The sequence below is a fragment of the Rufibacter hautae genome, from assembly GCF_008271695.1.
GTDB classification, from domain to species: Bacteria; Bacteroidota; Bacteroidia; order Cytophagales; family Hymenobacteraceae; genus Nibribacter; species Nibribacter hautae.
Genome location: NZ_VKKY01000001.1, coordinates 1118917 through 1138980 on the forward strand (window position 1 = coordinate 1118917; position 20064 = coordinate 1138980).

At 48.5% G+C, this 20064-nt stretch carries 8 protein-coding genes; all 8 read right to left on the minus strand.

Features of this window, described 5'->3' with window-relative positions:
- Positions 1–1533: 1533 nt before the first annotated feature.
- Positions 1534–3714, minus strand: coding sequence for a glycoside hydrolase family 97 protein (locus FOA19_RS04235; RefSeq protein WP_149089527.1), 2181 nt, complete (start codon positions 3712–3714; stop codon positions 1534–1536).
- Positions 3715–3783: 69 nt separating this feature from the next.
- Complete coding sequence (locus FOA19_RS04240) at positions 3784–6291, minus strand: glycoside hydrolase family 31 protein (protein ID WP_149089528.1); 2508 nt, start codon at positions 6289–6291, stop codon at positions 3784–3786.
- Positions 6292–6485: 194 nt separating this feature from the next.
- Positions 6486–9131 carry an alpha-L-rhamnosidase-related protein gene (locus tag FOA19_RS04245; protein WP_223808728.1) on the minus strand — a complete coding sequence of 882 codons (2646 nt, stop codon included), beginning with the start codon at positions 9129–9131 and terminating at the stop codon, positions 6486–6488.
- Positions 9132–9438: 307 nt separating this feature from the next.
- The gene (locus tag FOA19_RS04250) at positions 9439–11118 is read right to left on the minus strand and encodes an endo-dextranase (protein ID WP_190300278.1); all 1680 of its coding nucleotides are present in this window, start codon (positions 11116–11118) and stop codon (positions 9439–9441) included.
- A 159-nt stretch (positions 11119–11277) separates the two neighbouring features.
- Entirely contained in the window at positions 11278–12750 is a 1473-nt protein-coding gene (locus FOA19_RS04255) for a SusF/SusE family outer membrane protein (protein WP_149089531.1), read from the minus strand.
- A gap of 30 nt (positions 12751–12780) precedes the next feature.
- Complete coding sequence (locus FOA19_RS04260; protein WP_149089532.1) at positions 12781–14295, minus strand: RagB/SusD family nutrient uptake outer membrane protein; 1515 nt, start codon at positions 14293–14295, stop codon at positions 12781–12783.
- Positions 14296–14313: 18 nt separating this feature from the next.
- Positions 14314–17382, minus strand: coding sequence for a SusC/RagA family TonB-linked outer membrane protein (locus FOA19_RS04265; RefSeq protein WP_149089533.1), 3069 nt, complete (start codon positions 17380–17382; stop codon positions 14314–14316).
- A 565-nt stretch (positions 17383–17947) separates the two neighbouring features.
- Positions 17948–19333, minus strand: a complete 1386-nt coding sequence (locus FOA19_RS04270; RefSeq protein ID WP_149089534.1) for a DUF6377 domain-containing protein — start codon at positions 19331–19333, stop codon at positions 17948–17950.
- Positions 19334–20064: the final 731 nt, after the last annotated feature.

Consider the following 20064-nt stretch of genomic DNA (forward strand, 5'->3'; position numbering starts at 1 on the left):
AAGGTTTAAATAGTTCAACCAAAAAGCCGATTGAATTTCCTAATTCAATAGCTATTGATTCTGATAACAAGACGGATTTTCCGTCTGCTTTCGGAACCGGTCTCCAGGCTCTAAACACCTGTGTACCGCTTCCTGTGGTCACTCTTTCACCCTTTTTACTCACGCGGGTTCAAATAGACATTTTTCATGTTTAAATGGATAAATGATTGATTTAATATGTGCAAACCTAAAACAGTAAAATAAAAAAGGCAAGATTCACAGGAGGGGAATAAAGAGGGTTCAAATTTTCGTAAGAACCTATTACTTAATAATTAACATTTAACTAGGGAGCAATAAAATCAAGACAGGGGGAACTACAGGGAGCACTTCAGGGAGCACTAAAGAGGCTTTTCTCCAGAATTATTTTTGTCTTTAAACAAGATATGCTCACTCCATAAGATCCCTACAAATTATAAAGGATTATTTTAGAAGGGAAAAATAAAAGTGGAAATAATTTTGACTTAGTAATTAACAATTTTTAACATTCCCTAAAATTCAGTCCTTCTAAAATCCTTTTAGGATTACGTTTAGAAATCCTTTCAACCGTTCTGTCTCAGCAATTTCTTATATTAATCCTATATAAAATAAATCTTTTGCTTATTATGATATTTTTTATATGATACTAATAAAGGCTTAGATTTCTTTTGGCATTTACTACCTAAAAACTTGAATCTATGGAGATCAAGTATTGGATTAAAGAGTATGCAGGAAAAGGAACTTGTTACGCCATAAATCAAGAATATAGCGATCAAATTTTAGTTGTTGATCAGTGATGTTTGAGGTTAGGTAAACTGTCGGGGTTGGACCAATCTAACCCTTTATGGGAAATCCATTTTTAACAAATTAGGTCCTTTGTCCAACTACTTGCAAGTAATTGTGGAAGGCCTTTACATTATAACATGAAACCTACTCCTCAAAAAGTGATTTTGCCACAAGCATTATATGACAGGCCTTTATTACCTTATGCTTGACAACTGCAAGACTCCAAAGGGCCTCCACTCTGCTCTACCTCCGTTATCGCAGAAGGTGCAAGATTATCGGACAAAGAAATTTAGGACTTTTGCAATCAAAATTCAGTTGCAGAGAATTACTACGATTAGCATTCCATGGTTCAACTCCCTACGCGACCACAGTTAAATTTTTAAATGCCTGTTTTGCAAAGCATTACAGGCGTTTTTCTTTTACTGCGCACACATATACGTACAACTTCTGCTTCCCTGCTGCATTTTATCCCTTAGAAAGACCTGTATTAGGGTGCGTAATTTTCTGCGCATCTCCCCTTTTTACGCACCAAAGAGCCAAGAAAAAGTAGCTTGTACAAGGGAGACCTTTGTGTTTTCCCCTTTGATTTTCGGTTGATTTTCTGAAAATGGCTCCTAAACACACGAGGGTCTTGCCAGCGGCAGGAAGCTGAAAAGGTATAAAACAGAAACGGGTTGGCCGGAAAACCCGCCAACCCGTTTCTGTTGTGTTTTATGGAATCTGGGCCTGAAACTATTTGCCAGGCGCCTCCACGAAGCTGATGGCGTACCCGCCGCCCAGGGCCACAAACTGTGACAGCTTGGATTTGCTCGTCACGTTCACCTTCCGGATGTTGTAGGCCTGCGGATTGGTTTTGTAGTGGGCATCTTTGGCATCGGCGTAGATGGTGGCCACGTACTTTTTGCCTTTGTCCAGAAAGTCCAGCTTGATGTTGGAGGTGCGGGCCTCGTTGCCGCCCACGCTGCCCAGGAACCACTGGCCAGTGCCTTTCGCTTTGCGTGCCACTGTGATGTACTCGCCAGGCTCTGCCTCCAGGTATTTGCTATCGTCCCAGTCCACGGCCACGTCTTTGATGAACTGGAAAGCATCCGCGAAGCGGTCATAGTTCTCAGGCAGATCGGCGGCCATCTGCAGCGGGCTGTACAGGGTGAGATAAAGCGCCAATTGGTTGGCCAATGTGCTGTTCACGTGCGATTTGTTCTGCGGGTTCAGCTTGCTCAGGTCCATCTCAAAAATGCCCGGCGTGTAGTCCATCGGTCCACCAATCAAACGGGTGAAAGGCAGCAACGTCACGTGGTTAGGCTTGGAACCACCGAACGACTGGTACTCCGTGCCGCGGGCCGACTCGTTCCCAATCAAGTTGGGCCAGGTGCGGGCCACGCCGGTAGGGCGCACCGCCTCGTGGGCATTCACCATGATCTTGTACTCGGCGGCTTTCTCGATGGCATACTGGTAGTGGTTCACGATCCACTGGCTGTAGTGGTTCTCGCCGCGCGGCAGGATGTTGCCCACGTAACCGCTTTTCACCGCATCGTAGCCGTTGTCTTTCATGAACTGGTAGGCTTTGTCCATGTGGCGCTCATAGTTGCGAACCGAGGAAGACGTCTCGTGGTGCATGATCATCTTTACGCCTTTGGATTTGGCATAATCGCGGATTCCCTTTACATCGAAGTCTGGGTACGGGGTCACGAAATCGAATACGTAGTCTTTGGAGTTCCCGAACCAGTCTTCCCAGCCCACGTTCCAGCCTTCCACCAGCACGCCGTCAAAGCCGTGCTTGGCCGCGAAGTCAATGTAGCGTTTCACGTTGGCCGTGTTGGCGCCGTGGGTGCCATTGGGTTTGGCTTTGGAGAAATCGGTGATGCCCAGCTGCACGGTGGGGTAGTCGTTGGTGTAAGACCAGGTGCTCTTGCCGGTGATCATCTCCCACCACACACCCACGTATTTGGTAGGCTTGATCCAGGAGGTGTCTTTGATTTTGCTGGGCTCGTTGAGGTTGTAGGTCATCTTGGAGGCCAGGATGTCGCGGGCATCATCGCTCACGATCACGGTGCGCCAGGGCGTGCTGCGCGGCGCCTGCATGTAGCCTTTGGCTCCCTGGGCATCGGGCGTGAGCCAGGACTCGAACACCAGGTTCTTGTCGTCCAGGTTCAGGTGCATGGCCGGGTAATCGATCAGGGCGGCCTCGTGCAGGTTGATGTACACGCCGTCCTTGGTTTTCATCATGAGGGACGTCTGCACGCCGGTAGGCGAGAACGTAGTCTGCGACAAGTTGTTCGTCACCGCCTTGGCCATAATGCCCCTGATCTCAGACAGCTTGGAAGTGGTGTAGTCGTACTCCTGGGTGTCATAGTCGCCCGCGATCCAGTAGGCGGTGTGGTCACCGGCCATCCCGAATTGCGTCCTTTCCTCCTTGATCACGAAGTAGGTGAGGTTCTTCTGGGTAGGGAACTCGTAGCGGAAACCCAGCCCATCATCGAACAACCGGAAACGGACCACCATCTGGCGGTCGGTGCCTTTCTGGTTCATGGTCACGGCCAATTCGTTGTAGTGGTTCCGGATGGTTTTCACCTCGCCCCACACCGGGTTCCAGGTCTCGTTGAAAGTAGCGGTTTTGGTATCGGTGACGGTGAAGTTGTCGTGCAGGGAGCCCTGCAGGTTCACGGCTTTCTGCTCCATGTTGGCATCTGAGCCGCCCGAGGCCGTCGCGGCGCCTTTGGTGATCAGCTCAAAACCCAGTTTGCTGGGCTTGATGACCTGTTTGCCTTTGTAGGTGAGGGTATAGGTGGGAACCCCGTTTCCCTGCAGCGAGAAGCGCATGCTGAATTTCCCGTTGGGCGATTTCAGTTCCTGGGCCTGGGAAAAGCCTACAAAGAAAAGGAGGAGTAATGCGGTAATAAAAAACTTTGGCATTTTCTGTAATCAGTTTTGAAGGATAAATGGGGGTGAGATGTTATTATTTTAGAAGCAACACCTGATCTTCTATTTAGTGATGTTGACTTCTTGAGCCTTCCCAGAATCTGGCAATTTGACGTAAATAATATTACTTTCCTTATCCCAAGACCAAGCAGCTTTGAAGTCATTTTCTAAGCCTTCTTGCAGGGACTTCAGTTTGTCTTTTTTCACCTTAGTTGAGCCAAGGGTAACAGATTTAGGTTCTTGGCTTGCGTGCAGCTTGATCACCAGATTGCGGGGCTTCGTGGAAGTGTACCCTTTCTCTTCGCGCTCATTCACGCGCACGGTCCAGTTATGTTTACTGGTGATGCTGGTAAATTTGGTCTTCGCGTAGATGTTTCTCAGGTAATTGTTCGTTTCGCCGTCATCTTCATACAATTCAAAAGATGCGGATTGGCCCTCGTTGGCCGGAAACACCTCTAACATGATGGGGTAAGTGGGTTTCTCATGCAGGTACTGCATCAAGGGCATCATGGGAATAATAGAGCCTTTCTTCACGAAGACCGGGGTTACGTCCAGGGGGGCATCATAGGTGATCCATTGGGAACCGTTGTAAACGGTTTTCCCATCCTTGAAATCTATCCATTGCCCTTCGGGCAGGTACACTTTCTTAGTGACGGCGCCTTTCTCTACTACCGGGGCCACCAAGAGTTCTTTCCCGAACATGAACTGGGCATCGGCTTTGAACGTCTCCACATCATTGGGGAACTCCAGTAGCAAAGCCCGCATGAGCGGGACACCGGTGTCATGCGCCTCTCGTCCGTAGGTGTAGATGTATGGGAATAGCTTGTATTTTAACTCAATAGCCTCTTTCGATCTCCTTTCGGCATCCGGGCCGAATAGCCATGGCTCCACGGCAGTGTTTCCCTCGTGGTGGGCGCGGCTCAACGGATTGAATACGCCAAACTGCATCCAGCGGGTATAAAACTCGGCCATGGCCGGATAATCCTTGATATCCCCGCAATAGCCCGAAATATCACAGGCCCAGAATGGAATCAACCCCATGCCCGCCGATAAACTCATAGGAATCTGGTTCGCTAATTGCCCCCAACCCTCCAGCACATCACTGCCGTTACCAGAGTCCCCGGACCATCCGAAGGTGTAGCGCTGCAGACCTGCGTATGCGGCCCTAGTCATCTGGAATATCCGCTGATTGGGATTGTGTTTCTCGAACTGTTCTTTTACTACTTTGTCCCAGGTGAGGCCGTACACATTGTGGATTTCCTCGTGCATTCCCAAGTGGTGTCTCATGTTAAGGCGGTCCACAGCATCTTCATTGCTCCAAGCAGGTTCACCCATGTCCGTCCAGAAGCCTTTCACCCCGTCGGCCAGTGGTTTTTGCTGGTAGGCACCCCACCAATCGGCCACGCCGGGTTTGGTGAAATCCACTACACCGCAGTTACCACCCCACGGCCAAGGCATGTCATAGGATTTCCCGGTGCGGATATCGGTGGCGAAATAACCCAAAGAATCAGCCTCACGCCATTGTTTCTTGTTTGTCTGGGAAATCACCGGATCTTGGGAGACAATCATCTTGAATCCATCGGCGGCCAAGTCTTTCAACATCTGTTTCGGATTCTGGTAACCGCGTCCCCACTCAAAATCCTGCAGGTTCTTGGTCCAGCCTATGTCCTGGTACATGATGTCGATGGGAATCTTGCGGGCGCGGTATTCTTTGGCTATGTCACGGGTCATGTCTTCGCGGGTCATAAGACCCCGGCTCTGGGAGAACCCAAACGCCCACTTAGGCGGCATAATAGGCTTGCCTGTCAATTGGGTATAGCCTTCGATGATCTGTTTGTAGTTATTGCCGAAGATGAAGTAATACAGCATCTCGCCGCCGGGCGCCTCAAAAGAAAAGTAGTCATTTGACTCGCTACCCAACTTGAACTCCGTCTTGTGGGTGTTGTCAAAGAAGATGCCGTACTTGTAGCTGCTTATGAAAAACGGAATGCTTTTGTAGAGCGGGTCTTGGGTGGGGCTGTAGCACGGCTGGTCGCTGTTCCACATTTTGTAGGTCAGCCCCCGTTTGTTCAAAGGTCCTGATTTCTCCCCTAACCCGAAAAATTGTTCATCGGCCTTTAATGACTTGTACGCCACTAAACGATCCCCTTCTTTCACCAGGCCATGATCTTTGAAATCGCTGAGTAGTAGTTTCTGGTACTTATCAAAAATCTGAAGCTGAAACGGGTCTTTGTTTACCCGTATGCGTAAAAGATCAGTGAAAATCTCGTACACCTGTGCCTGCTCATTCACCTGCAACGTTCCCACATCCTCCAGCTTCTCATTTATGACGGCGAAGGACTCATTGTTGCGCTTGAACACGCCGGTGGGTTCGTACCACACCTTCACCACACCTCGACTGCACAGTTCCAGCAAGACTTTTTGGTTGTTCTGCGCGGTGAAAACTACCTGGTTGCCGGTTACTTTATACGAACTGACCTTACCTGGGCTTAAGCCTTTAGGTGCTGTTTGTCGGGCAAAAGCAAGACTGCTTAGCAGGAGAAACGGAAGAAAAAGGAAATTGTATTTCATAGTAGGAATAGGAACTCGGTTATCAAAGGGTGTTTTCAGGCTAGATCCCTAAAAGGAGGCTTAAATCAAATTATGCAGTTTTACATTCGTGCGGATGATAACTCATGCAAATACAGGGTTCCTTGGCGTTATAAGATCAGGAGTTGAAAAGAGAGGGTTCTGCAGTAGTGTTGCTGCAGAACCCCTCATGCTCATTATTGTACCTTGATCAAGCGCATATAGTCTAACATGGCGCGATTTACCTCTCCGTTCATGTTCTCGTTAACTGGGTCAAAGGCCAGGGTCAGTTCATGACGGCCTTTCTCCAGTTTTACCTGCACGGCATTGGTGAATCCCCAGTCTGACCATTCGTCTGTGCCTCTTTGCGGCAGCACAATTGTGCCCAAGGGATTGTTTCCTTGCTTCAAGGTGCGGATAGCACACTTGTTAGATGTATTAATAGGACCTTCACCGTTGGCGTAACGGAAGTCAATGGCATAGATGCCGCTTTCCGGCACAGACACAGTAAATGCTGGGGCCGTATTCTTGGTTTTACTGATTTCCACAAACCCCTTTCCTGAGAAACCTTTATATGCTTGGGTAGCCTTAGCTAGGCTGGTCTCTGCTTCATGAATGATTTGCTTCCCGCTTGGCACTACCGCTATTGGCTCCGTCGCGAAGGATTCATGTCCTTTGGTGTCTACAGCAACCACCTGGTACTCGGCATACTCATTGGGATTGACTTTGAACAGGGTCTTGTCTGTTTCCTCTATCCGCTGTCCATTCTTAAGTACCAGATATTGTTTCACGCCCTCTGCGGTACTCCAGGAAAGCGTGGCGTGGGCGAAGGTCACCGTAGGAGCAGCCGGGGCGAACTCAACGGCCACCCGGTTTACTTTACCCTCCCCAAAGGGTTTGTTGGCTAACACGATCTTCACCTGGTGTTGCCCTGACAGATTAGCCGGAATCTCTGCGTTGGGCAACGGCTGATTGTCTATGGTAATGGATTGGATTTGATCACCGTAGCCTTCCATTTCAATGTCCAGCACGGCCTTGCGGTACTTAAAGTTGGTAAGCTGGCGCTTTCCGCCGAAGGCCTGCGGCACCACGGGTTTAAACACCAGGCTTTTGGCGCGGTAATCCATACCAAAGAGGACTTTATAGGTCATGCTCAGGTTCCCGGCCAGACTCCAGAGCATGTTGCTGGAATTAATCTGGGTGCCGGCGTAGTCCCCATTGGTGGCCACAAAGTTTTCTTTGTTGGTGAGCCATAAGGCGGCCGGACGGTAAATGGCGCCCATACTCTCCACCAAGGCGGCTTCGTTCCCGGCTTTCGCGGCAGCCAATGACCAGTACGACTGCACAAAGGGCCAGGTGGCGTTATTGTGGTACGGCGGAATGTTAGGAATCTGCGGATAGATGTTGGTGATCCCAAACGGGGTCACCGGGGTACTGGCCACAATCTGCCTCTGTTTACCTCCATCAGCGATGTCAAACAGCACGGTCAAGGCTTCACCAAGTGCTTCTGCTTTTGGGGAAAGGGTCAGGTAGTTCCGTCCGTACAGGTATTGTCCGTAATAGCCCTTCTCGGGCATCCAGAGGTAATCATTGATACCTTGCTTCACCTTTAGAGCAATCCCTTGGTATCTGGCCGCAGCCGGGGCATCTTGTAGCAAACCCGCCATTTCTGCCAGAATTTTATTGGCTTGGTAGAAAACCGCGTTTGTACCCAAGTTCTCCGAAGCGTAAATGTCCACAGGCTGCATCCACTCAGGGTAAGTCTGCTCCCGCCAATCCAGGAAAGAGGACTCGCCCCGGAACAAGCCTGTTTTAGGATCATACACATTCTTCAAATCATCTTCCATGGTGTTTTTGATGATCTGATACGATTCCCGTAGCCACGCTTGGTCACCAGTCACTTTGTACAGTTCCCAGGCGGCCACGGCCCACACAATGCGGTCTGAAGAGGCTGGATACGCGCCGCCGGTACCAGTGTCCTGGACGATGCGTCCGTTCTTCACTTTCCGCATAAGGCTGTACTGCGCAACTCTGGGTTGCAGTGCCGCCATGGAAAGGATGATGCTGTAGCTGATGTCCCTAGTCCAGACACCGGCCCATTCTTTCCCGGTTCTGAACGTACTGTCCGGCTCTACGGCGTTGATCATTTCTTCCAGGGCCTGGTTGTACAAGGCATCTACTACCGGATAGTCTGATCTATACTGCGGGAAAGCGGAGGTGTTGCGGGTCATCTTCCAAGTAGAGGCCGTGACAGTTTCATCCTGCGATGGGTTCAAAACCAAATCCAGTTCATAGATGCCGTCTTTGTCAGCGTCTTTCAGCTCCAGGTTCTTGAAGTTGTGCAGGTTGTCAAAGTCCCAAGTGAGGGGAGCCGTTCCCCCTGCCACAAAAACACCCTTGAAGTCTTCCTTGTAGATTTTGTCGCCGTTGAAAGCGGTATAGAAGCCTTTTTTGGAAAACGCCTCTAAAACAGGGCGCATGTCCAGCCGGATTTTTAGATTGGTGTTGGGGGCCAGGTAGGTATTGGCCGGGATTTTGGAGCCGATAGTGTTCTGCGTCCCGAAGACGATCAACGGCATTTCACAACGGCCATTTTCTGAGATACAAGCAAAGGAATGATCTCTACCCGACAACATTTCATTGTCCTTGCCATTGATGCTGAACTTGAATTTCAGCTCAGGACTCAAAAACTCCTTGGCCATGCTTTTGTAATTGGAGACTAGTTCTGTGGGAGAAAGAACTTTCGCCTCAAAATGGCCCTGAACAACCCGGTTCGGGTAAATGGTGTACTGTTCTGATTGGTAAATGGGCTGCTCTTGCACAACCGGCGTTGCAGTTGCCACAAGGCTGTTTCCTTTTTGCATTTGGCAGGCACCAAAAAACAAGAGAGATAGCCCCAGACTTAATTGTACAGATTTGTTGCTCATAAGGGTTTGCAGGTAAATCTTTTTAAAGGAACCTTTTAGGCACAAGTGGCCCCGCGTGATAGGCCACGCCGAACCTATCGCTTCTTTTTTAAGAGTTTGTAAAATTTGATTTTTAAAGAGTCAATCTCTTTCAGGGCTGTTTTTAGGAAAACAGCCCTGAAACGAGAACTACCAGGAACAAGAGATTGCCACTGATTGCGACCCATGCACTTTGGTGTATGACTTAATATTCTACCACAATCATGCTCCAATACTGTAGTTCCGGTAGCGTAAAGCTGACACTGTTACCGTTCTGGGCAAAGTTCAGTGATCTGGAAGCGCCGCCGATGTTATCGGGTGACGCGCACCACACTTTCTTCACTGTTCCGGTGGCCGTGAATGTTAGCTTAGAATCCTTTACCTGAAGGGGTGCCGTCTGGATGCCTGTGTTGTCTCTCCAGTTCTGGGTTTTGGCGTTTTTAAAGTTGATCAGATGAATGACCTGATTGGTGCCTACCTGCTTGCCAATTGCCGCTACGGCTCCAGTGGAGGCTGGCCAGTTGGCTATGCTCATTTTGCCGTCGGTAGAGGAGAGCGTCACGTTGTTGAACGTACCGCCATCACGCAATATATTTTGGTAGGCCACCAAAAAGTCATAGTAGTTAACCATGGCATTTTTAAGATCCTGCTTCATCACCAGATTGCTGTTGGGGAAATACTCGTTGGCAAGCATGTGTTCTCCCAGTTCTAGGTGGGAACCGCCAAAAGCGAAGATCACGGCGTTGGTCATTAGGACCGAAGGTGTATTGAAGAAGCCTGCATTTTTAGACAAATCGTAGTTCACGTAGGCCGCCAGCACCGTATTCTTGGTGTTGTTGCTGAGGGTGTTGTTCTGCTTGATTAGGTTCGCCAAATCATTATAGGTGTCAAACGGGCTCCAGACCTCGGTGTAAAGGAAATCGGCATTAGACTCTGCTATTCCCTGTTGCCCGTATTGAGCTACCGCGTTCAGAACAGCGTATTTGTTTGGTGCTTCAGCTTTAACCGCATTAATGAACGGCTTAAAGGTAGAAGCTAGGTTTAACGCACTTCCATCGTACTTATAGGTAGTGCCTCTGTTGCCTAGTTGGTCCATGTGAAAACCATCAAACGCCAAGGCCTGATACACTTTCTTGTTCTGGTTGATTAAGTACTGCTGCCAGCCGGTATTGGAAGGGTCTAGCAGGTAGATGTTACTTAAGAACGGAGCGCCCAGCGGATGGAAATCTCTGTTAGTACGGGTGTTGTCTTTGTACACAAACCATTCCCTGCTCACGCCATCAGCCTCGGCGTTATCCCAAGCCCCGTAGATCAAGTTGTACTGCATGGCCTTCATATTGAAGCCATGCGCGCTATTGATATATTTCTCAACAGTGTTGAAGTAAATGTCCCTGTTGATGATGTCTTTCCAAGTGCTTGCCGGGGCTGAGCCATTCATGGGAAGGGGCATATGGTGCTTGTTGTGCCAGTCGTAGAACTGAATACCGTTGATGTGATGCCGGTTGAGGTTGGTTGTGACTGCGTTTACTTCTGCATTATTTAACTGAGGAAACTTAGACACAAATCCGTACCGCGGGAATTTGACCCAGTCGGATGAAACATCCACCCCTATAGTGGCATGTATAGTTTCTGTGTCATTGGCAGTGCTGAACACCTCGGCTAGGTAGCCCCTAAAATCTGTGGCGGGCGCTTTCCAGGTCCAGGTACTAGCCGTAACCGCTGCTTCACTCACCACTTGGTTCAGGTATTTGTACCTGATTTTTGCATTAGCGGGCAATTTGGAGAAATCAACCGTAATGGTGACTTCACTCCCAGGCGCATAGGCTGCTTTATCAGTGGAGATAGTCACGTTCCCGTACGCCGGGGTACCAGGGTTTACTGGCACTTCTGTTGGAGTGGGGTCAACATCACTACTGCTTTCTTTGCAACCCAATCCTATTGACAGCACAAGCAAACAAGACCAAAAAAGTTTAGATGTCATAATAAGGTAATTTGATACCGGCCTTCCTACTGGAGAAAGTCCGGTATCATGTAAGTAAGGGAACTATTGCTTTTCAAATTTGATGGTTTCGTGCAACACATCAATGGTGATCTTGTAGTTGCCAGCTTGTGCCGCGGAGATCTTCCATTTGTTGTCTGGCTGACCACCCGGTACAAATTTCATCTCTGTGCTAGTAATGTCTTCGTTGGCTGTAACGGGCATGTAGTAATCACCATTGAAGTCTTTCTGCAACGGGAACTTGAACTCTCCCGCTTTAAGCGCACCAGTGTAAGTGAAGATGTTAGGGTTGACGGCATCACGGACCAAAGGCGTGGCATTACCAATGTCCCATCCGTTAGGGGTGGCATCTCCTACAAACCAGATTTGGGTAGGCGGCGTGAACGGCTTGATATCAATCTCCATGGTTTCCAGATCCAGCCTAATCTTGTAAGCACCCGGTGTAGTGATTCTCCACTTCAGGTCTGGGCTGCCGCCTCTCACGAGTTGAACTCCGGTCAACGAGAGGTCCTGGTTGTTAGCTAATGGCATATAGAAATCACCTGCCCACCCATTTCCTGTGAAAGTTGGTATCTTGAACTCTCCGGCATTGAGCACTTCATTATAGGTAAACACGTAAGGATTTGACCGGTCTACCCGCATTTTATTTGGGTTGTCAATGTTCCACCCATTAGGGGTAGCGTCTCCTACAATCCACAGCTCAGAATAAGGCGGAGCGGAGCCTTCTACAATGGAAATGGTCATGTCCAGTAGGTTCACAGAGATGGCGTACAATCCGGCTTGGGTAATGGTGAATTTATCATCCGGCTCAGCATCTGAAGTGCGGTACACCAGTTGAGTGGGAGACGTTCCTTTGTTATAAGAAGGAAGGAAAGCGCCTTTGGTGGTAATAAACTTAAAATCCCCAGTCTTGAGTCTTCCTTGCCAGGTGAACCTGCCCGGAGCAGAAGGGTTTAACGTCAAAGGCGTGGCATCATCGGCACTCCAACCGTTCGGCGTGGCGTCCCCAATCAGAAACAGAGTGGTGGAGACTGGTTGGTATGAGGTTACTTTCAGGGTAGTAGTGGTAGAGTCTGACAAATCTGTACCAGAAACTTTCGAAACTACTTTGGCTTCAATAGTAGTCTCCACCCCGGGGGTAAGGTTCAAGCCTAGCAAAAGGTCATTAAATTCCTTCACGCTGTACTTCTTCTGGAAAATGGCTTTGCCCATATCGGCTACCACGGAGTTCTGGAAATTGTTTCCTTGCCGGTCAAGATAAAGGGTGTAGGAAATAGAATTGTTGGTACCGTAATTAGAACCGGTAGTCCAGTTGAAAGCAACGGCCTCGCTGGCTGCTATGGTTTCCTGCAGGACCACGCTCTCTTTGCTGGTAGAAAGGGCCAGTGGCGCATTTACACCTTGGTCAAACTCGTCGTAAATATCGGTTTTACAAGAAACCCCAAATAAGGTGACCAGTAGGAGCAGCACGGCAGAGAACCAGCTTGCTTTTTTAGGAAGGATTAGAATATTTTCCATATCTGTCAAGGAGAATGAATAGGCCAATGATTAGAAACCGGGATTTTGAACAAGATTAGGGTTTGCCGTTACTTCCTGCTGCGGAATGGGTAACAGCATGTGCTTGGTGCTGGCGTTTGTCTTGCCTAAAGAATGCAGGTAAGGCACAAAATACTGTCCGTTGTCATACCGGATGATATCAAACCACTGGTGTCCTTCAAAGGCTAGCTCAATCCGACGCTCTTTTCTGATGGCTGTTCTCAAAGCAGTTTGGTTAAGCCCGGTAATGTTCGGCAGTCCTGCTCTCAGGCGTACCCGGTTCAAAGGTCCCCCGCTGCTGTTGCTGGTAGCAGGGGCCTGTGCTTCTGCCGTTCTTCCCAATTCATTTAGTGCCTCGGCTTGCATCAGAAGAACATCGGCATAGCGCAACACCGGGAAATTGGCTGGGTTAGTGTTATATTCAGGAGAAACAGACTTTGGTACCAAGAACTTGCGCAGGTTATAGCCCGTCACGGAGTAAGATTTCTTGTACACCTGCCCGTCAAAGTCAGGACCGCCTTCATACAGAATGGTTTTGTCCTTTCTGAGGTCACCCGCCTCATATTGGTTCACAAACTCCTGGGTAGGCTGGTTCCATCCATAGCCCCCTGCCACCATGTTGGCGTTTCTTGGTCCGGTGAACGTGCTCACCCAAGAGGCCATCTGCTCATTGCCCCCAAAGAAATCGGCGGTGTTCACTTTGCCCGCGTATTGTACTTCAAAAAGAGATTCGGGGCCATTTTCAGTTAAAGGGTTAAAATTGGTGCTGTAGTCCGGGTTCAAGGAATATCCCAAGGCGGTCACTTGCTCGCACAATTCCACGGTTTTGCCATAATCACCTAAAGTCAGGTACACCTTGGCTAATAACCCGGTAGCAGAACCTTTAGAGGCGCGTCCGATATCAGCGCCGGAGTAAGTTTCTCTCGTTGGCAATAACTCTATGGCCTCGGTTAAATCCTGCACAATCTGGGCATATACCTCCTCTTTAGCCGTACGCGAAGGATAGAGATATTCTTGGGTTGGGGTATCGGGAGCATCAGTGATTAAAGGAACGTCGCCAAACGCCCTGACCAGAATAAAGTAGTAGAGACCTCTCAGGAACTTGGCCTCACCCAAAATGCGGTTCTTCAAGCCTTCTTCCATTTCGATAGCTGGCACGTATTTCAAAACCACATTGGCCCGCAGGATACCCGGGGAGGGTCCTCTCCATAAATCCAGCGCTGCTTCGTTGGCGGTGGTCAGCACAAAGTTGGAGACATCCTGCGTCCCGATCCCATCTGTGCCGCCGCCAGCTCCTACAATGCTATTACCCGCCCAGATGTCTGATCCCCAGATCTGGAAATTGTACAGCTTGGGCCACATCAAGGGTTGATAAGCACCATTGATGGCCGCAATGGCATCTTTCTCTGTCTTGTAGAAATTCTGCGGGTTAATAGTGTCTAAGGGGGTCCTGTCTAAGTAATCTTCGCAGCTTCCAAGCCCAAAAGTGAGCAACAGAGCCGCAGTATATTTTATAAATGATTTCATGCTTGTTCGTTTAAAAGATTAAAAACCAATGTTGATACCGGCGCTCAGGGTTCTAGCCAAGGGATACACGCTCAGGTCTACCCCGCTGGTGCCCACTTCTGGGTCAAACCCAGTATAATCTGTAAAGGTGAACAGGTTCTGGCCTGATACATAGATTCTGGCGGAACTCATCTTCACCTTTTGGGTAAGACTTTGCGGCAGGGTATACCCCAGGGTCACGTTTTTCACCCGCAGGTAAGATCCGTCTTCCATGAAGCGGGTAGAGTTCCTGGTGTTTTTGTTGGGATCATTGAAAACCGCCCGCGGCATGATAGCGCTGGGGTTAGACTCTGTCCAGCGGCCTAAGACCGCTGTGGTCTGGTTCTGCGCCACAGCCATGCCTTCCTGGAAGATTCTGTTCGCGTTGAAAATGTCATTACCCTCTACCCCTTGCAGGAACAGAGTCAAATCAAATCCTTTCCAAGCCACAGTGTTATTCATAGCAAAGGTGAACCGCGGATTAGGGTCCCCTATGTAGGTGCGGTCCGCATCGGTGATCTGGCCGTCGTTGTTAATATCCAGAAACTTAACATCGCCTGGGGCGGTGCTGTTGAATGGGTCAGCGCCTTGCTGCTGGCGGGCATAGTTGTCTACTTCTTCCTGGGTCTGGAAGATGCCATTCATAACGAACCCGTAGAACGAGTTGATAGGGTATCCCACTTTTTGGCGGTTAATCTGTCCTATACCCCCGTACAAGGGCACATCGCCGTTCAGGTTTAGGACCTCATTCTGGTTGATGGAGAAGTTGAAGTTAGTGCTCCAATCAATTGCACCCGTCAGATTCTGGGTGTTTACGGCAAACTCAAGTCCTTTATTCCGGACCTTCCCGAAGTTGATACTCGGCACGAAGATGTCTGAATAGCCAGTGGTTACTGGCACGTTCATGGGCACCAACATGTCATTGGTGTTTTTCAGGTAAGCATCAACGGTTACGTTTACTCGGCCATTCAAGAAAGCAACGTCCAAACCAATGTTGGACTGTTCTACTTCTTCCCAGCGCACGTCTGCGTTTGGCAGCACCACCGGTACCACTGAGTTTACCACGGTGTTGTTGAACGTAGCTTCGCCAATGGATAATCGGGAGGCATAGGCATAGTTGCCAATGTTCTGGTTACCGGTAATACCGTAACCTACCCTTAATGATAAATCACTTAGCCAACCTATTTCTTTTAAGAAGCCTTCTTCTGAGATCCGCCACTTAGCCGAGGCAGACGGGAAGGTACCGTAGCGGTTGTTAGGCCCGAAACGGCTGCTGCCATCACGACGGATGTTGGCGGTAAGCAAATATTTATCATTATAGTTGTAATTCACCCTCCCTAAAAGGGAGAACAAGGCCCAATCACTGGCATTTCCGCCGGAAGGAAGAGTTAAGGTGGCATTGTCCAGTTGCTGGGCATCATCACTAATGAAATCCTGCCCGGTGGCATTGATCTGATCATAGCGGTTGTCTTGGGCACTGGTTCCTGCCAAAATGGTTAGGTGGTGCTTGCCCCCAAAAGTGGCATCATAGGTAAGGTAATTGTCCCAAAGTTTGGTGATGCTTCTGTTAGACCCCTGATAGAGGGTGCTGAACTCATTGGCTATGGGTTTCCAAGCATATTGCGGCGACCAGCTTCTGCTGTCCCAAAAGGCAGCTTGGATACCCAAAGTGGTTTTGAATGTTAACTGCGGCAGAATAAGAAACTCACCACTTAAGTTGCCCAATACATTGTAACCGGAAGTGGTATTGTCATTGATGAGGGCCTGGCCTATGGGGTTGCGCACATCGCCATACCAGCTGCTTTGGCCTTCCGGGCCAGACCAAGTGCCATCAGGATTGTAGATCGGCTGAACCGGCAGAGCAGCCATGGCATTCCTGATATCTATGGACCCACTGCTCTTTTTGTCATGGCTTAACAAGAGGTTATTGGAAAGTTTAAACCACTTGACAAAGTTATTTTCGCTGTTGAGGGTGAGGGTATATCGTTTATACCGGTTGTTGATTACAATTCCTTGCTGGTCTGTGTAGGTGCCTGATGTATAGAAGTTAGACTTCTCGGTACCACCTGAGTAAGAAAGAGAATAGTTCTGCTGGGGTGCCGATTGGAAATATTCACCTAACCAATCTGTATTGGTAGTAATGGAGGCCGGATCTGCATATGCCGGGTTCTGAAGCTGACCGTTATTGGCCATGATCTCATTGTGCAAAGCAGCGAATTGGGCAGAGTTCAACATCTCCACCATGTTGGTGGCTTGCTGTACGGCCGTATACGCTTTGAACTCAAGACGTCCTTTGTCAGTACCTCTTCTGGTGGTGATCTGTACTACCCCATTAGCACCTCTTGAGCCATAGATAGCAGTAGCAGAGGCATCTTTCAGGATGTCCATGGTGGCAATGTCATCTGGGTTAATGGCATTCAAAGGAAGGTCTGTGGGTACGCCATCGATCACAATAAGAGGATCACTGTTCCCGATGGTACCAGTACCTCTTACTCTAATAGTTACGTTGCTGCCCGGAGCACCTGAACCAACTACCTGCACCCCGGCGGCACGTCCCTGCAAGGCCTGACCCGCATCTGGTACAGGTAGTGACCGGGTTTGCTCCATGTTCACTGAGGAAACAGATCCTGTTATCTCTCGTCTATTTTGGGTACCGTAACCAACTACCACTACTTCATCCAAGGCTTTGGCATCTTCCCTTAATACCACATTCACATTGGTCTGTGTGGTTAGCGGGATTTCCTGGTTAAGGTAGCCGATGTACGTAATCTGTAAGGTGCCACCCGCCTCGGGGACCGGAATGCTGAATTTACCGGAGCCATCCGTAGCAGTGCCTACGGTAGTACCTTTCAAGACAACCGAAACCCCGGGAAGACCTATGCTGTTTACATCTACCACAGTTCCCGATATAGTTCGGGTGCTTTGGGCCCACGCGGGTAGGGTGAGGAAAAGAAACACCACTAGGGCAGCCACCTGCCCATGCCACCTGGAAGAAAGTCCTTTCTTGCAGAAAACACAATCCACAAAAGAACTATGCTTTGGTGGCCACTGAGTTAAAAGTTTGGTCATAAAGGTGTGAAGTATGTTATGTTAGCTATTAAAATTTGTCATTTTGTTAATTTTGACAGGCTGTTCGTCAGAGGAGAAGCGCAGGAATAGATGAAATGATGTGCGTACTTAATCCTTGTTTACAAATTTGAGATTCTTACTAGCCAAGTAGAAGAAAGTGAAATGGAAAGTAACTATTTTCAGCGGTGAACCATGTTTAACTAAATGAAAATCAGTGTTTTAAAATTTAAAAATACCTTATTGGGGTATTGGAAAAAGTAAATGGTTTTTAGCTTAAAAAGCCCAATTTGTGTTGATTTTCATCCCATTCTTGATTTTTTAGACATTGATTAAGCCTCTACTAGGGAAGCATTACTATCGCAATGGTTTTAACAAAATCTCAAAAAGGCATCTTGTCTTCGACTGGAAATATCATGTACCAAAACAATAGCAGGTCCTCAGTTGGCGGCTTGGAACTGGATAAAAAAGGAAACCCCTTTTCGGATTCTTTTTGTGAAAAGAGCGCCAAAAAGGGGTTTGCTGAATTTCTGGTTAAGAGGTGGCTTCAGATATTCTCAAGGCCAGCCTAAAAGGCTTTGATCTCCATGATCTTTTCCTCGAAGTCATCGTTGGGCAAGATAGACCGGTTCTTGACCTTGGTTTTGTAGTTGTAGATGGTTCTCACGGAGTAGTCCAGGAATTGAGCCACCTGCTCATGGTCGGTGATGCCCAAGCGTAGGAGCGCAAAGATTCTGAGTTCAATGTTGAGGGAATTTTTGTCTTTGAGCCTGATTTTGTCTTCCTCCTTGAAATAGGAGTTGAAAGTAGAGACAAAGTTAGGGAACAGTTTCAGGAAGGTCTGATCAAAACTCTGGAACAGCAACTCGCGCTCGTTCTGCACATTGATGCTCTTCATGGCATGTCCGATCTCGTCATACTTCTTAGCCATGAGTTTGCGATCAATGGATTTCTTGAACTTATCTATCTTGTCCAGGTACGTGGACTGGAAGTTGAACGAGTAGCCAATGTACTCCTCCTTAATTACGTTTGCCTCAATCAGCTTATCATTGGTTTCCCGCAGCTGATCATAGGCATCGGTGAGGGTCTGCTTGGCTCCCACCAGTTCATCGTTCGTTTTCTGCAGCTTGTCAAAGGCTTCGGTGAGGGTGCGTTTTGCCTCCCGCAGTTGTTTCAATTGCCGGAAGATGATGTAGGCGAAGACAAGCACCAACAAGGACAATACGGTGACCACGATGGCGTAAACGTAAAGCCGTTGGCGCTGCCCTTCCACTGTAGTCAGGCGCTCGCCCTCAATAATAGGCAGAATGGCTGCTACCTGAATAGTCCGTTGTTTGGCCCCGTAAAACGTGGCATCTTTCAAAGCCTGTTTGATGTACTCATAGGCTCTTACCTCATCACCGGTTTTGTAGAGGAACTCCGCAAGGGTCATGAGCGCCACACCTTCTTTTACTGAGCCTTTCAGGTCGGCTATGGCGGCCTTAGCCATCATCTCAATAGCTTTTTCCTTGTCACCTTTGTTGTAGTAAATGTTGCCTAGGGAGTTTGCAGCCATCGCATATTGATTTAGCGATGGGTGGAACCTGTCTAGAATAGTCTGAAAGTAGTCACGCGCCTCGTCTGGTTTCCCAGCTATCTCTGATCGCATCCCATTCAAGGCATGGAACCGCAGATCACTCCCGGTGAGCATAGCAAGGGCAGAATCCACATAGGCCTCTCCTTTGTTCCTGTAGCGTGTGGAATAGTAGATATCCTGGGTATAGCCAGACAGGTCATAGTACGCCCGCGATTTTAGGGCATAGTAGTCTACCTTCACGCTATCGGGCATGTTCGTGACCCCAATGGTTTCCAGTGAGTCGAGGGCCTCATTGTACATACCTGATGAAACTAGGATAAAACTTAGTTTCAGCTTGGCGTGCGTAATCCTGACTGGGTCCTGAAGGTCTCTTGCCACCTCCTGTAATTTGAGTGCATAAGCAAAAGCTGAGTCATATTTGAAAGCCCGATACTGATATACGAGTTTATCATACAGGGCAAAGTGCTGAAGAGGTGAATTGGTCTCCTTAAGGCTCTTTTTGAGCCTATTTAGTTGATTGTTTTTTATATCTATAAAGCTGTCATTCCTTTTGATTGTACTAGTTAGCTCGTTGAGTAAGCTATCAGTACTAGATGATGCCGAAACAGTTAATGAGGTTAATATGAATAAGAACAACAGAAATATTGTAACATACTTGTTCTTCATGGATATATTTAAGAGAAAGATTTAAGAGGCGGTTAAAGGGGGTAGATGTAAAGTTAGCAAATACTCCCTCAACTATTAGTATTGGTCTTCTCCTTTGGGTGTTTGGTATTTAAGGTGCGGGGGTATGTTGACCCGATTGGAACGCTTTGGGTCTGACCGGGTGGGTCTGTTTTGGCGGTCCTGCATCCTTTTGACACAGACACGCAAGCCTCTGATGGAGTAAGTTTCCTTGGGAAACGGAAACCCTGCCCCCTCGGGCTTCATTCTACTTTACCGGTGGTGACAAGGGGATGGTCAGCCAGAAACCTCCTGCGGCACCCTTGCACTTCTGGCACTTTCTGCACTAATAGCCCGCTTGACCTTCATACAAAACAAGCGGGAGTAGTCTGCCAAAAAGAAAATCGCCTAGGCTCGACCGGGTACCCCAACACTCACATGGTGGG

Coding starts and splice junctions, on each gene's coding strand:
- FOA19_RS04260 (WP_149089532.1), bottom strand. CDS start 14,295: ATGAAATCATTTATAAAATATACTGCGGCTCTGTTGCTCACTTTTGGG.
- FOA19_RS04255 (WP_149089531.1), bottom strand. CDS start 12,750: ATGGAAAATATTCTAATCCTTCCTAAAAAAGCAAGCTGGTTCTCTGCC.
- FOA19_RS04265 (WP_149089533.1), bottom strand. CDS start 17,382: ATGACCAAACTTTTAACTCAGTGGCCACCAAAGCATAGTTCTTTTGTG.
- FOA19_RS04235 (WP_149089527.1), bottom strand. CDS start 3,714: ATGCCAAAGTTTTTTATTACCGCATTACTCCTCCTTTTCTTTGTAGGC.
- FOA19_RS04240 (WP_149089528.1), bottom strand. CDS start 6,291: ATGAAATACAATTTCCTTTTTCTTCCGTTTCTCCTGCTAAGCAGTCTT.